Consider the following 13,363-nt stretch of genomic DNA (forward strand, 5'->3'; position numbering starts at 1 on the left):
GGCTGGGGGGAGGGTGACCATCTAGCCTAACGTGCCCGGCGGTGTCCCCCGTACGTCCGCTCAGACGTGCGCCGCTTTCCTGGTCTTCTTCCAGGCGTGCGGGATCCCGGCCTCCGTGTCGGCGGCCCGCTGTTCCTCGCGGCCGTAGAGGAGTCCGTAGGTGAACGCGCTCTCGCCGGCCGCGTGCGCGACCGCGGACAGTTCCCGGACGGTTTCGCGGGCCATCACGCTGTCCTGGTGTTCGCCGAGCCGGGACTGGAGCGACTTCATGGACTTGACCAGGTCCTTCGCTGGTTTGCCGAGGGCGGGGCGGGCCGCTTCGGCGGCGTAGCGGGTGCGCTTGGCCTTCTTGCGGGCCTCGTGCAGGCCCAGGTCGCGGTCGCGGCCGCGGGGCTCGGCCATGGCGGTCTCGATCAGGTGGGTGACCTTGTCGAAGTCCTTGCGTACGGCCTTGGTGAGCACCTTCGCGGGTTTCCTCGCCGCCGCCTTCAGCAGGGGCGGGTCGACGACCAGGGTGTCGAGGGTGTCGAGGAGGTTGAGGTAGCGGCGGGAGTTCAGGACGCCGAGCAGCCGGTGCCGGGAGCCGCGCTCGGCGGCGTCGGCCCAGGCCCGCAGGCGGTCGTGGACGGGTCCTGAGACCAGGGCGGGGGGTACGTCGGCGAGGGCGGCGGTGAGGCGTTCGGCGAGGACCTCCAGGTCGCGGCCCACGCCCAGTTCGCCGGCCAGCCATTTCAGCTCGGCGGCGACCGGGTCGGTGATCTTCCGGTCGAGCACCTTGCCGAAGGAGCGGAACGTGCTGCGCAGCCGGCGGGTGGCGACCCGCATGTCGTGCACGCCCTCCTCGGTGTCCAGGCGGACGGCCGGGTCGAGGGCGACGATGGCGTCGCGCTGGGCGCGCACGTAGGCGAGGACGTGGTCGCCGGCGGTGACGGGCTTGCCGGGGGCCGGCTCGGGGTGCGGTTTGCCGCCCTGGGTCTCGGCGAGGGCCCGGGCGAGCTTCGACGGGGAGTCGGAGCGTCGTACGCCCGCCTTGCGCAGCCGTTTCTCCGCCTTGTCGAGGAAGGCCGGGTCGCCGCCGTCGGCGAGTTCGACCTCGATCTCGGTCCACTGGGCGGTGCCCTTGCCGCCGAAGAGCCGGTCGGCGCGGACCCGGTCCACGCTCACCTCGGCGAGGAGATGCCCCTTGGCGTCGACGAGGTTCTGTACGTCGCGTGTGGTGCGCAGGCGGATCACGGGAATCAGCTGGCCCTCGCGGACCCGGGAGCGGGCCAGGGCGGCGAGTTCGTCGGGGACGGTGTCCGCGAGGGGGGAGTGGATCTCGTCCCGGACGCCGGGGGCGACGGGGAGTTTCAGGTGCCAGCCGGCGTCGCTGCCGCCCTTGCGGCGGCGCAGGGTGATGCCGGCCGTGGCCAGCCGGAGGTCCGAGGTGTCGTGGTAGGTCGCGTCTAGTTCCGTGGTGCCCTTGTCGAGGACGCCGGCCACACCGGCGACCCCGGTCAGGTCGGGCAGGCCGCTGTCGTCGGACTCGTACTTGCGCTCGATTTCACGCTTCGTATCCGCCATGAACTGAATCTAATCGTCCGGCCGCCGCGAGGGCAGAGGTCACAGTGGGTGAATCAGAGGGAGACCGAGAGTGCGGCTGGGGTGAACACGCCAAGCGGCTGGAGTGAACTCGCCAAGCATCTGGGGCGCACACGCCCCGGACACGCCTCGAAGGACGCCCTCACCCTGCCGGGTTCCCCGAACCGCTTCTCCTATGCCGACATGGGCCGCTGGGACCTGATCGACTGGAGCAGCCCCACCGCCACCCAGACCGCGAACATCGACGAGCCGCCGTACGAGACGAACGGCAGCGGGAGGCCGGTGACCGGCATGATCCCGAGGGTCATGCCGATGTTCTCGAACGCCTGGAACGCGAACCAGGCCACGATCCCGGCCGCGACGATCGTGCCGTACAGCTCGGTCGCCTCGCGGGCGATACGGCAGGCGCGCCACAGGATGACCCCGAGGAGCAGGATGATCAGGCCCGCGCCGACGAAGCCGAGCTCCTCCCCCGCGACCGTGAAGACGAAGTCGGTCTGCTGCTCGGGCACGAACTGGCCGGTGGTCTGGGAGCCGTGGAAGAGGCCCGCGCCGGTCAGGCCGCCGGAGCCGATGGCGATCCGGGCCTGGTTGGTGTTGTAGCCGACGCCGGCCGGGTCGAGGCTCGGGTTGGCGAAGGCGGCGAAGCGGGCGATCTGGTACTCGTCCAGGATGTGCAGCTGCCAGATCGCGACGCAGCCGATCACACCGGCGGTGAGCAGGCCGAAGACCCAGCGGTTGGAGGCGCCGGAGGCGAGCAGCACGCCGAGGATGATCGTCACCATGACGAGGACGGTGCCGAGGTCGGGCATGAGCAGCACGATCAGGATCGGCACCGCGGCCAGGCCCAGGGCTTGCAGGACGGTGCGGTGGTCGGGGTACTTCTTGTCACCGGCGTCGACCCGCGCCGCCAGTATCATCGCCATGCCCAGGATGATCGTGATCTTCACGAACTCGGCGGGCTGGAGCGAGAAGCCGCCGCCGAAGACGATCCAGTTGCGGCTGCCGTTGATGGTGGCGCCCAGCGGGGTGAGCACCGCGAGGATGCCGACCAGCGAGAGGCCGTAGAGGATCGGTACGGCGTTGCGCAGCTGGCGGTGGCCGACCCAGATGGTGCCGATCATCAGGGCGAGCCCGATACCGGTGTTCATGAGGTGCCGCAGCAGGAAGTAGTACTGGTCGCCCTGGTTGATCTCGGTGCGGTTGCGGGTCGCCGAGTAGACCAGCAGCGAGCCCAGCAGGGACAGGGCGATCGCCGCCAGCAGCATCGGCCAGTCCAGGCGGCGGGCCAGCGAGTCCCGGGCGAAGACCCGGGTCCAGCCGGCCCGCGCCGGGCCGTATCCGGAGACGGAGAAGCTGTTGCCGGTCATGTGAGCATCCTCCGGCTTCCCCGCCTGCGCGGTCGCCTGCGGGTGTTGCGGTTGCCCGTCGACGGTGAGGCCGTGGTGGCGGCCGGAGTCTGGCCGTCGTCCTGCTTGTCGCCCTGCTGCGAGGCCTGGAAGTCCTTGACCGGGTCCTTGGAGATCTTCGGTGAGGCGATGGTGCCGTCCGTGCGGACCTTTGGCAGGCCCTTCTGCGGGGTGTAGAGCAGCGCCTTGTTCTTGTCGATGGAGCCGTCGGCGCCGACGCCGTACAGCGCGCTGTAGATGTTGCGGACCGCCTCACCGGAGGCACCGGAACCGGTACCGGCCTGGGCGATGGTCATGATGACCGTGTAGTCCTTGCTGTAGGTGGCCAGCCAGGACGTGGTCTGCTTGCCGTAGACCTCGGCGGTACCGGTCTTGCCGTGCAGGGCGATCTTGTCCTGCGGCCAGCCGCCGAACTTCCAGGCGGCGGTACCGCGGGTGATGACGCCGGCGAAGGCGTCGTCCATGCCCTTGAGGGTGGCCTGGCTGACGGGCAGCTTGCGGACCGCCTTGGGCTTGATCTCCTGGACGGTCTTGCCGTCGGCACTGATGACGGCCTTGCCGATGGTCGGCTGGTACTCGGTGCCGCCGTTGGCCACGGCGCCGTAGATCATGGCCTCCTGGATCGGCGTGACGAGGGTGTCGCCCTGGCCGATGGAGTAGTTGATCTCGTCGCCCTCGCGCATCTTGTTGCCTTCGAGGCAGTTCTCGTACTCGATCTTCTCGACGTAGGTGCCGTCCTTCTTGCCGGACTTGCACCAGGCGTCCTTGTTGGCCTTCCAGTAGTCGAGCTTCCACTGGCGGTCGGGGACCCGGCCGGTGACCTCGTTGGGCAGGTCGACGCCGGTCTCCTTGCCGAGGCCGAACTGGTGGGCGGTCTTGAAGAACCAGTCCTTCGGCTCGCCCTTCTTCGGGTTGATGCCGCCGTCCTTCTTCCACTCGCGGTCGGCGAGGCCGTAGAAGACGGTGTCGCAGGAGACCTCGAGGGCCCGGCCGAGCGAGATCGGGCCGAAGTTCTCGCCCTCGAAGTTCTTGAAGACCTGGCCGCCGACGGAGTAGGAGCTGGTGCAGGGGTAGCCGCCGTCCCACACGTAGCCGGCCTGGACGGCGGCCGCGGTGGAGACCACCTTGAACGTCGAACCGGGCGCTGCCTGACCCTGTATGGCCCGGTTGAGCAGCGGGTAGTCGGAGTTCTTGCCGGTGAGGGCCTTGTAGTCCTTGCCGGAGATGCCGCCGACCCAGACGTTGGGGTCGTAGTCCGGCGCGGAGGCCATGGCGACGATCCGGCCGGTCTTGGCCTCCATGACGACGACGGCACCGGAGTCCGCCTTGTAGTTCTCCTGGGTGATCTTGTCGTACTGCTGGCGGGCGACCTTCATCGCCTTGTCCAGCTCGTACTCGGCGACCCGCTGGACGCGGGAGTCGATGCTGGTGACCAGGTTGGCGCCGGGTTCGGCGGCGTCGGACTTGGCCTTGCCGATGACGCGGCCGAGGTTGTCGACCTCGTAGCGGGTGACGCCGGCCTTGCCGCGCAGTTCCTTGTCGTACTCGCGCTCGAGACCCGAGCGGCCGACCATGTCGGAGCGCAGGTAGGGCGAGGAGGTGTCCTTGGCCTGCTGGATCTCGTCGTCGGTGACCGGGGAGAGGTAGCCGAGGACCTGGGCGGTGTGGGCCTTGCCGGGGGCCGGGTAGCGGCGCACGGCCTCGGGCTCGGCGGTGATGCCGGGGAAGTCCTCGGAGCGCTCGCGGATCTGCAGGGCCTGCTTGGCGGTGGCCTCGTCGGTGATCGGGATCGGCTGGTACGGCGAACCGTTCCAGCAGGGCTGGGGGGTCTTGGCGTCGCAGAGGCGGACCTTCTGCACGACCTCCTCGGGCTTCATGCCGAGGACGCCCGCGAGTTTGGTGAGGACCGCCTTGCCGTCGTCCTTCTGCTTGAGCAGGTCGGTACGGGAGGCGGAGACCACGAGGCGGGTCTCGTTGTCGGCGAGGGGCACTCCGCGGGCGTCCAGGATCGAGCCGCGCACGGCGGGGTCGACGACCTGCTGGACGTGGTTGCCGGAGGCCTCCTTCTGGTACGCGGAGCCCTCACGGATCTGCAGGTACCACAGGCGGCCGCCGAGGGTGCCGAGCAGCGAGAGGACGAGGATCTGGATGACGACGAGCCGGATCTGGACCCGTGGGGTCCGGCCGGTCTCGGGAATGTTGGTCACTGGGCTGCCTCCCCCTCTCAGCGGTGTGTGTACGTGTCATATACGACGGAGCTGTGAATGGCTCCGCCGCCCAACTCCGCCGTGCTCACAGGCGCTTGACCCCCTTGATGCGGCCGACCCGGACGGTGCGGGTGCGGGCCCTGGCCTTCAGGGAGCCGAGGCCGCCGCGCTGGCCGCCGATGCGCAGTCCGGTGCCGGAGGAGATCCAGCCCGCGGAGACGTTCCCGCCCTTGGTACCGGAGTTGGCCTCCGTGAGGGGGTCGTTGTCGGCGCGGCGGGCCAGTGCCATGACGCCGGGGACCACGAACGGGGCGAGCAGCAGGTCGTACAGGGCGGCCGTGACCAGCAGGCTCGTCATGCCGACGTGCCGGGCGGCGGTGTCGCCGACGAGGGCGCCGACGCCCGCGTACAGCAGCGTGGAGCCGATGGCGGCGGCGACCACGACGAGCATCGGGCCGGTCGCGGACTTCAGGCGGCCGTTCTCGGGCTTGATGAGGCCCGCGAAGTAGCCGACGACGCACAGCACCAGGGCGTAGCGGCCGGCCGCGTGGTCGGCGGGCGGGGCGAGGTCGGCGAGCAGTCCGGCGCCGAAGCCGACGAGGGCGCCGCCCACATGGCCGTAGACCATGGCGAGGCCGAGGACGGTGAGGAGCATCAGGTCGGGGACGGCGCCCGGCAGGTGCAGGCGGGCGAGGACGCTCACCTGGATCACCAGGGCGACGACGACGAGGGCGGAGGAGAGCAGGATCCGGTTGACGCGCATGGGGGATTCAGCTCCTACTGCTGCTCGCCGTTGGTGTCGGTCCCGTTCGCGTCAGCGGACGCGGACGGGGTGACCGTGACGGTCACCGTAGGGGTCGGGGTGGGTTTCGGTTTGGCCGGGAGCACTTCGTCGCGTGGGTCCTTCTTGGGTGCCTGGACGACCACGCCGACGACGTCGAGCTTGGTGAACGACACGAACGGCGTGACGTACAGGGTGCGGGTGAGGCCGCCGTTGGAGGGGTCGACGCTCGTGACGGTGCCGACCGGGACGCCGGGCACGAAGGGCTTGTCGGCCTGGGAGCCGAAGGTGACGAGCCGGTCGCCCTTCTTCACCTCGGCCTTGCCGTTGAGGAGTTCGACGCGCAGCGGGCGGTCGCCCTGTCCGGAGGCGAAGCCGAGTTCGTCGCTGCCCTCCATGCGGGTGCCGACGGTGAAGTCGGGGTCGTTGGCGAGGAGCACGGTGGAGGCGTCCGGGCCGACGGTGGTGACGCGGCCGACGAGACCGCTGCCGTTGAGGACGGTCATGTCCCGTTTGATGCCGTCGTTGTAGCCGACGTCGATGGTGATGGTCCAGGAGAAGCCCTGTGCCGACCCTATGGCGATGACCTGGGCGCCCTTGATGCCGTACTGGCCCTCGGCGGCGATGTTCAGCATCTTGTCGAGCTGTGCCAGGCGGCTGCGGTTGCGGTCGTCGCTGCCGAGTTTCGCCTTGAGGGCCGCGTTCTGGTTCTCCAGCCGGGCGAGGCGGTCGTGCCGGTCGCCGGAGTCACGGATGGCGGAGACGGCGTTGCCCACCGGGTCCACCACCGTCGACATGCCGTTCTCGATCGGGCCGAAGACCGCGGCGGCGGCCTGCCGGGCGCCGTCGACCGGGGAGTTCCGGCCTCCTCGGATGTCCACCGTGATCAGCGCGAACGCGATGGCGATCAGCAGGACCAGGAGCAGCCGGCTCTCTTTCGTGTCCCTCACGTGCGGCGGCCGTGCCTTCCTCGATAGGAACTTGGGGGAGCTTCGTCGTATGGGGTGTTGGGGAAGCAGCGCTCGTTTTGTGTGAGCTTATGCCTCTATATCAACGATCCGCCGCACGAGAGGAGATCATCTCGTACGGCGGAATCGAAGAGTTGCCTCATCTGCGCGGCTGGGCGTCGAGGACCTGCTGGAGGGCCTCGAACTCCTCGACACACTTGCCGGAACCGAGCGCCACGCTGTCCAGCGGGTCCTCGGCGATGTGGATCGGCATGCCGGTCTCGCGGCGCAGCCGCTCGTCCAGACCGCGCAGCAGGGCTCCGCCGCCGGTCAGCACGATTCCCCTGTCCATGATGTCGCCGGACAGCTCCGGCGGGCACTTGTCGAGGGTGGTCTTGACGGCGTCGACGATCGCGTTGACCGGTTCCTCGATCGCCTTGCGGACCTCCGCGGCGGAGATGACCACGGTCTTCGGCAGCCCGGACACCAGGTCGCGGCCGCGGATCTCGGTGTGTTCGTCGGAGTCGAGTTCGTACGCGGAACCGATCGTGATCTTGATCTGTTCGGCGGTCCGCTCACCGAGGAGGAGGCTGTACTCCTTCTTGATGTGCTGGATGATCGCGTTGTCCAGTTCGTCGCCGGCGACGCGGATGGACTGGGCGGTGACGATGCCGCCGAGCGAGATGACCGCGACCTCCGTGGTGCCGCCGCCGATGTCGACCACCATGTTGCCGGTGGCCTCGTGGACCGGCAGGCCGGAGCCGATGGCGGCGGCCATGGGCTCCTCGATGATGTGCACCTGGCGGGCACCGGCCTGCGACGAGGCCTCGATGACCGCGCGGCGCTCGACGCCGGTGATGCCGGACGGCACGCACACGACCACGCGCGGGCGCGCGAGGTAGCGCCGCTTGTGGATCTTCAGGATGAAGTAACGGAGCATCCGCTCGGTGATCTCGAAGTCGGCGATCACGCCGTCCTTCAGCGGCCGGACGGCGACGATGTTGCCGGGCGTGCGCCCGATCATCTTCTTCGCCTCCGCGCCGACCGCGAGAATTCCACCGGTGTTCGTGTTGATCGCGACGACTGACGGCTCGTTGAGTACGATCCCGCGACCCCTGACGTACACCAGCGTGTTGGCGGTCCCGAGGTCGACAGCCATGTCACGGCCGATGAACGACATTGAGTTCCCCATCAGGATTCGTCTGGCCTTCCCGGGAGCTTTTGAGGGCGTTTCAGGTCGGCGGAGTGGGTGCTGTGACGTGAAGGCTTCCATCGTAGACGCGCCTGCACGAACACTGCGCGAGGGTCTTCGCCATTGTCAGCACGTACGGGGCCGCCTCGCTTCTGGAGACGGTCCGACGGGGCCACTCGTTCCCCCGATCGGCACGCATATGCCGAGGGACGGCCGAAATCGTTCGGCCGTCCCAGGTCACGGGGATCGACGGACTGACAGCGCGTCAAAAACTTCCACGAAAACTCCGTACCGGTCCCGTACGGGGCCCATCCGGGGCCCGTCCGGGCCCGCGGGACCTAGGCGCGGCCCGGGAAGAAGATCTTCACCTCGCGTTCGGCGGACTCCTCGGAGTCGGAGGCGTGGATCAGGTTCTCGCGGACGATCACACCGAAGTCGCCGCGGATCGAGCCGGGGGCGGCGGCGATCGGGTCGGTGGGGCCGGCGAGGGCGCGGATGCCCTCGATGACCCGCTCGCCCTCGACGATCAGGGCGACGACGGGACCGGACGACATGAACTCGACCAGCGGCTCGTAGAACGGCTTGCCGACGTGCTCGCCGTAGTGCTGCTCCAGGGTGGCCCGGTCCAGGGTGCGCAGTTCCAGCGCGGTGATCTGCCAGCCGGCCTTGCGCTCGATACGGCCGATGATCTCGCCGGTCAGGCCGCGACGGACGGCGTCGGGCTTGAGCAGGACGAGGGTGCGCTGGGTCACGGAGGCTCCTTCGGTACTGACGTGTGCGGTGAGGAGAGGCTACAGGGCGTCCCCAGGGACCTGTTACGCAGCGTCAGGTGCGGAGGAGGCCTCGGCCTGCGCCGCGAACCGTGCCTTCGCCTCGTCGATCTTCCGGCCGTAGTGCACCGACGCCCACCACAGTCCCGCGAAGACCGCGCCGAGGAAGTACATCGTCGGGACGAAGACGCCGGAGGCGACCAGGGCGAGCTGCAGGGCCCAGCCGAGGGCCGTGCCGCCGGGCCGGGTGAGCACTCCGCACAGGGCCACGCACAGGACCATCGCGATGCCGCTGACCAGCCACACCGTGCCGGCGGTCAGGTCGGGGTCCTTCATGGCGACCAGGGCGGCGAAGCCGATCACGAAGAACTCGCCGATCAGGGTGGACGAACAGAGCGTACGCATGGTCAGCCCCTCCCGAGGAGCAGTCGGGCCTCGCCCACGGTGATGACGGAGCCGGTGACGAGCACACCGCCGCCCGCGAACTCGCCCTCCTCCTCGGCCAGGGTGACGGCGGCCTCCAGGGCGTCCGGCAGCCGCGGTTCGACCTGGACGCGGTCCTCGCCGAACACCTCGACGGCGATCGCGGCCAGCTCGTCCGCGTCCATCGCGCGGTGGCTGGAGTTCTGGGTGATCACGACCTCGGCGAAGACCGGTTCGAAGGCCTCCAGCAGGCCCCGGACGTTCTTGTCGGCGCTCGCCCCGACCACGCCGATCAGCCGGCTGAAGTCGAAGGCCTCGCCGACGGCCTCGGCGGTGGCGCGGGCGCCGGCCGGGTTGTGCGCGGCGTCCAGGACGACGGTCGGCGAGCGGCGTACGACCTCGAGGCGGCCCGGCGAGGAGACCGCGGCGAACGCCTTGCGGACCGTGTCGATGTCGAGGGGTTCGGGGCGCTGGGAGCCGACGCCGAAGAACGCCTCGACCGCGGCGAGCGCGACGGCCGCGTTGTGGGCCTGGTAGGGGCCGTGCAGCGGGAGGTAGACCTCGCCGTACTCGCCGCCGAGGCCGCGCAGGGTGAGCAGCTGGCCGCCGACGGCGACCTGGCGGGCGACGACACCGAACTCCAGGCCCTCGCGGGCCACGGTGGCGTCGACCTCGACGGCCTTCTTCAGCAGCACCTGGGCCGCGTCCACGGGCTGCTGCGCCAGGATGACCGTGGCGTCCTGCTTGATGATCCCGGCCTTCTCGCCGGCGATCTCCGCGGTGGTCCCGCCGAGCCGGTCGGTGTGGTCGAGGTCGATGGGGGTGACGACGGCGACGTCGCCGTCGATGACGTTGGTGGCGTCCCAGGAGCCGCCCATGCCGACCTCGACGACGGCGACGTCCACGGGGGCGTCCGCGAAGGCCGCGTACGCCATGCCGGTGAGCACCTCGAAGAAGGACAGCCGGTACTCCTGCCGGGAGTCGACCATCTCGACGTACGGCTTGATGTCCCGGTACGTCTCGATGAACCGCTCGGCGGAGACCGGGGCGCCGTCGAGGCTGATGCGCTCGGTGACCGACTGCACGTGGGGGCTGGTGTAGCGGCCGGTGCGCAGGTCGAAGGCGCCGAGCAGGGCCTCGATCATGCGGGCGGTGGAGGTCTTGCCGTTGGTGCCGGTGATGTGGATGGAGGGGTACGACCGCTGCGGCTCGCCCAGCACGTCCATGAGGGCGGCGATGCGGGCGACCGAGGGCTCCAGCTTGGTCTCGCCCCAGCGGGTGGCGAGGTCCGCCTCCACCTCGCGCAGGGCCCGGTCGGTCTCCGGGTCCTCGGGGCGGGCCGGGACGTCGGCCTGCTGCGGGCCGCCCTGGGTACGCAGGGTCCGGCTGCCGGCCTCGATCACCGCGAGATCGGGGTCGCGGTCCGTCTCGGCCTCGATGATCTCGTCGAAGTCGTCGAAGCTCTCGTTGGGGTCGCGCGGGGGCAGATCACTCACGGGACCAGTCTACGGAGCCGCGCCGGCCCGCGTACGCCTCGGCCGTCGGCAGGGGCTGCTCGCACCAGATCGTCTTCCCGGCGGCGGTCTGCCGGGTGCCCCAGCGCAGGGTGAGCTGGGCGACCAGCAGCAGGCCCCGGCCGCCCTCGTCGAGGATCCGGGCCCGGCGCGCGTGCGGGGCGGTGCTGCTGCCGTCGGAGACCTCGCAGATCAGCATGGCGGTGTCCCGGATGAGGCGGAGCTGGATCGGGGAGTCGCCGTAGCGGATGGCGTTGGTGACGAGTTCGCTGACGACCAGTTCGGTGGTGAACGACAGCTCCTCGAGCTGCCAGGCGTCGAGCTGGCCGGTGGTGAGCGACCGGGCCGTCGCGACGTGCTCGGGGTCCGCCCGGACCTCCCAGGTGGCCACCTGGTCGGCGGGCAGGGCGTGGGTGCGGGCGAGCAGCAGGGTCACGTCGTCGGCGGGCTCGCCGCTGCGCAGCGCCGCCACCACCCGGTCGCAGGTCGCCTCCAGCGACTGCCCGCCGGAGCCCAGGGCGCGGCGCAGCCGGTCGAGGCCGTGGCCGAGGTCCAGGTGCCGGGAGTGCACCAGGCCGTTGCTGAACAGGGCGAGCGTGCTGCCGGTGGGCAGGTCCAGTTCGGTGGTCTCGAACGGCAGCCCGCCGAGCCCCAGCGGCGGTCCGGCCTCGCCCGGGACGGACTCCACGGCCCCCTGGGGGGTGATCACGAAGGGCAGCGGATGGCCGGCGCTGGCCAGGGAGCAGTGCCGGGAGACCGGGTCGTACACGGCGTACAGACAGGTCGAGCCGACTTCTCCGGTGGGGTCCCCGGCGCCGTCGTCGAGGTGGATGACCAGGTCGTCGAGGTGGGTGAGGAGTTCGTCGGGCGGCAGGTCGACGTCCGCGAGGGTTCGGACGGCGGTGCGCAGCCGGCCCATGGCCGCGGAGGCGTGGATGCCGTGGCCGACGACGTCTCCGACGACCAGGGCCACCCGGGTGCCCGACAGCGGGATCACGTCGAGCCAGTCGCCGCCGACGCCGGCCCGGGTGCCGGCGGGGAGGTAGCGGTAGGCGAAGTCGAGGGTGGGCCGCTCGGGCAGGCCGTGCGGCAGCAGACTGCGCTGGAGCGCCAGCGCGGTCTCGCGCTCCCGGGTGTAGCGGCGCGCGTTGTCGAGGGCGGCGGCGGTCTTCGCGGCCAGTTCCTCGGCGTCGGAGAGGTCGTCCGGTTCGAACGGCGGGGAGTCCCTGGTGCGCCAGAAGGCGACGGTACCCTGCGGCACGCCCTGCGCCGACAGCGGCGCGGTGATCAGCGAAGCCATGCCGTACGCGAGGAGGGGTGCCGCCCGCTGCTCGTCGCCGGCCCAGGCCGCCGGGTCGGTGCGCAGGTCGGGCAGGAGGGCCGCGCCGCTGCCGGAGGCGGGCCGGGGCGGGCCGGCCGGGGCGTCGACCGGGTCCAGCGGGGGGTCGTCGCGGACACCGCCCCGGGCGACCCGTCGCAGGGTCCCGTCGCCGTCGTCCGCCGGGTCCCCGCCGGTCAGCACGGAGGGTGCCAGGTCGACGGTGACGAAGTCGGCGAACCGGGGTACGGCCACCCGGACCAGTTCGCCGGCGGTCCGCCGCACGTCGAGGGTGGTGCCGACGGACGTACCGGCGTCGTAGAGCAGCCGGAGCCTGCGGTGGCTCTTTTCCAGGGAGCCGGCCATGGTGTTGAACGCCGACTCCAGCTGGCCGATCTCCCGCCGGCCGGAGGGCGGCACCCGGGCGCTCAGGTCGCCGGCGGCGAGCCTGGTCGCGGTGGCGGCCATCCTGCGCACCGGCCAGACGATCACCCGTGTCACGTAGGCGCCGTAACCGATGATCAGCAGGGTCGCGCCCGCCACTCCGAGGGACGCCACCACCGTCAGCGTGTGCATGCGGGCTTCCAGAGCGCGTTCGCGCCGGTCGATGGCGGTCCGTTCGGCGGTGAGGTAGCGGGAGAGCCGGTCCCGGAGCGCCTGGACGCGCCGCTCGCCCTCCAGCGTCCGCGCCGCGCCGCGGGCGGCGGGGGCGCCGCGCCGGACCGCGTCGACCAGCGGGACCGAGTAGTCGTCGAGGAAGGACTGCCCGGCCTGCCGGATCTCGCCGGCGAGCCGCTGCTGGGCGGTGGACGTGCTGACGTCGACGAGGCGCTGCGACCGGGCCGGGAACGCCGTCCGTGCGGCCTGCCACCGTCTGAGGAACTCGTCCTGCTGGGTGAAGACGTAGCTCTCCTGCGAGGCCTCCACGTCGAGGACGGTCTTCTCGACCACCCCGACCTGGTCGAGGGCCGGTCTGCCGCTGCGTGCGGAGAGCAGCGAGCCGCGCGCGTCCTGGATCGCCCAGACCAGCATCACGAAGACCAGGACCATGAGGACGGCGAGCAGGGCGCCCGCGACGGCCGTCAGGGGGACGAGTCCCCCGTGCGGCGGTGTCTTCGTTCGGCGCTGCATCCGGGCGTTCCCTCCGCCGCAAAGCACCCAACCTCGGATGTCGGGGTCGCATTCCGGTCGTGTTCCTACCTTTGGATTGTAGGAACGGGG

At 70.7% G+C, this 13,363-nt stretch carries 10 protein-coding genes; all 10 read right to left on the minus strand.

From position 1 onward, the window contains the following. Positions 1-60: 60 nt before the first annotated feature. The 10 genes from MB828_RS12760 to MB828_RS12805 all read right to left on the minus strand — a co-directional run bounded on the left by MB828_RS12760 (position 61) and on the right by MB828_RS12805 (position 13,273). Complete coding sequence (locus MB828_RS12760; RefSeq protein ID WP_301648236.1) at positions 61-1,563, minus strand: CYTH and CHAD domain-containing protein; 1,503 nt, start codon at positions 1,561-1,563, stop codon at positions 61-63. 191 nt (positions 1,564-1,754) lie between these two features. Next, positions 1,755-2,951, minus strand: coding sequence for a rod shape-determining protein RodA (gene rodA, locus MB828_RS12765; protein WP_301648237.1), 1,197 nt, complete (start codon positions 2,949-2,951; stop codon positions 1,755-1,757). Further along, positions 2,948-5,197: a penicillin-binding protein 2 gene (gene mrdA / locus MB828_RS12770; protein ID WP_301648238.1), complete on the minus strand. Its 2,250-nt coding sequence runs from the start codon at positions 5,195-5,197 to the stop codon at positions 2,948-2,950. The genes rodA and mrdA overlap by 4 nt, the downstream gene beginning before the upstream one ends. 85 nt (positions 5,198-5,282) lie before the next feature. Continuing rightward, positions 5,283-5,960, minus strand: coding sequence for a rod shape-determining protein MreD (mreD, locus tag MB828_RS12775; RefSeq protein ID WP_133021920.1), 678 nt, complete (start codon positions 5,958-5,960; stop codon positions 5,283-5,285). Positions 5,961-5,974: 14 nt separating this feature from the next. Then, complete coding sequence (mreC, locus tag MB828_RS12780) at positions 5,975-6,928, minus strand: rod shape-determining protein MreC (protein WP_046734342.1); 954 nt, start codon at positions 6,926-6,928, stop codon at positions 5,975-5,977. A 157-nt stretch (positions 6,929-7,085) separates the two neighbouring features. Beyond that, the gene (locus MB828_RS12785; protein WP_046734341.1) at positions 7,086-8,105 is read right to left on the minus strand and encodes a rod shape-determining protein; all 1,020 of its coding nucleotides are present in this window, start codon (positions 8,103-8,105) and stop codon (positions 7,086-7,088) included. 350 nt (positions 8,106-8,455) lie between these two features. Next, a complete protein-coding gene (gene ndk / locus MB828_RS12790) occupies positions 8,456-8,869 on the minus strand; it encodes a nucleoside-diphosphate kinase (RefSeq protein ID WP_132886821.1) in 414 nt (137 codons plus the stop codon). A 63-nt stretch (positions 8,870-8,932) separates the two neighbouring features. Continuing rightward, a complete protein-coding gene (locus MB828_RS12795) occupies positions 8,933-9,292 on the minus strand; it encodes a DUF4233 domain-containing protein (protein WP_301648239.1) in 360 nt (119 codons plus the stop codon). Between the two features lie 2 nt (positions 9,293-9,294). Then, a complete protein-coding gene (gene folC, locus MB828_RS12800) occupies positions 9,295-10,806 on the minus strand; it encodes a bifunctional tetrahydrofolate synthase/dihydrofolate synthase (protein ID WP_301648240.1) in 1,512 nt (503 codons plus the stop codon). Continuing rightward, positions 10,799-13,273, minus strand: a complete 2,475-nt coding sequence (locus MB828_RS12805; protein WP_301648241.1) for a SpoIIE family protein phosphatase — start codon at positions 13,271-13,273, stop codon at positions 10,799-10,801. The genes folC and MB828_RS12805 overlap by 8 nt, the downstream gene beginning before the upstream one ends. Positions 13,274-13,363: the final 90 nt, after the last annotated feature.

Source organism: Streptomyces arenae (assembly GCF_022343545.1).
Taxonomy (GTDB): Bacteria; Actinomycetota; Actinomycetes; order Streptomycetales; family Streptomycetaceae; genus Streptomyces; species Streptomyces humi.

Bases quoted from the DNA above. Each gene is read 5' to 3' on its own strand.
- MB828_RS12760 (WP_301648236.1), bottom strand. From the start codon at position 1,563: ATGGCGGATACGAAGCGTGAAATCGAGCGCAAGTACGAGTCCGACGAC.
- mreD (WP_133021920.1), bottom strand. From the start codon at position 5,960: ATGCGCGTCAACCGGATCCTGCTCTCCTCCGCCCTCGTCGTCGTCGCC.
- rodA (WP_301648237.1), bottom strand. From the start codon at position 2,951: ATGACCGGCAACAGCTTCTCCGTCTCCGGATACGGCCCGGCGCGGGCC.
- MB828_RS12795 (WP_301648239.1), bottom strand. From the start codon at position 9,292: ATGCGTACGCTCTGTTCGTCCACCCTGATCGGCGAGTTCTTCGTGATC.
- MB828_RS12805 (WP_301648241.1), bottom strand. From the start codon at position 13,273: ATGCAGCGCCGAACGAAGACACCGCCGCACGGGGGACTCGTCCCCCTG.
- MB828_RS12785 (WP_046734341.1), bottom strand. From the start codon at position 8,105: ATGTCGTTCATCGGCCGTGACATGGCTGTCGACCTCGGGACCGCCAAC.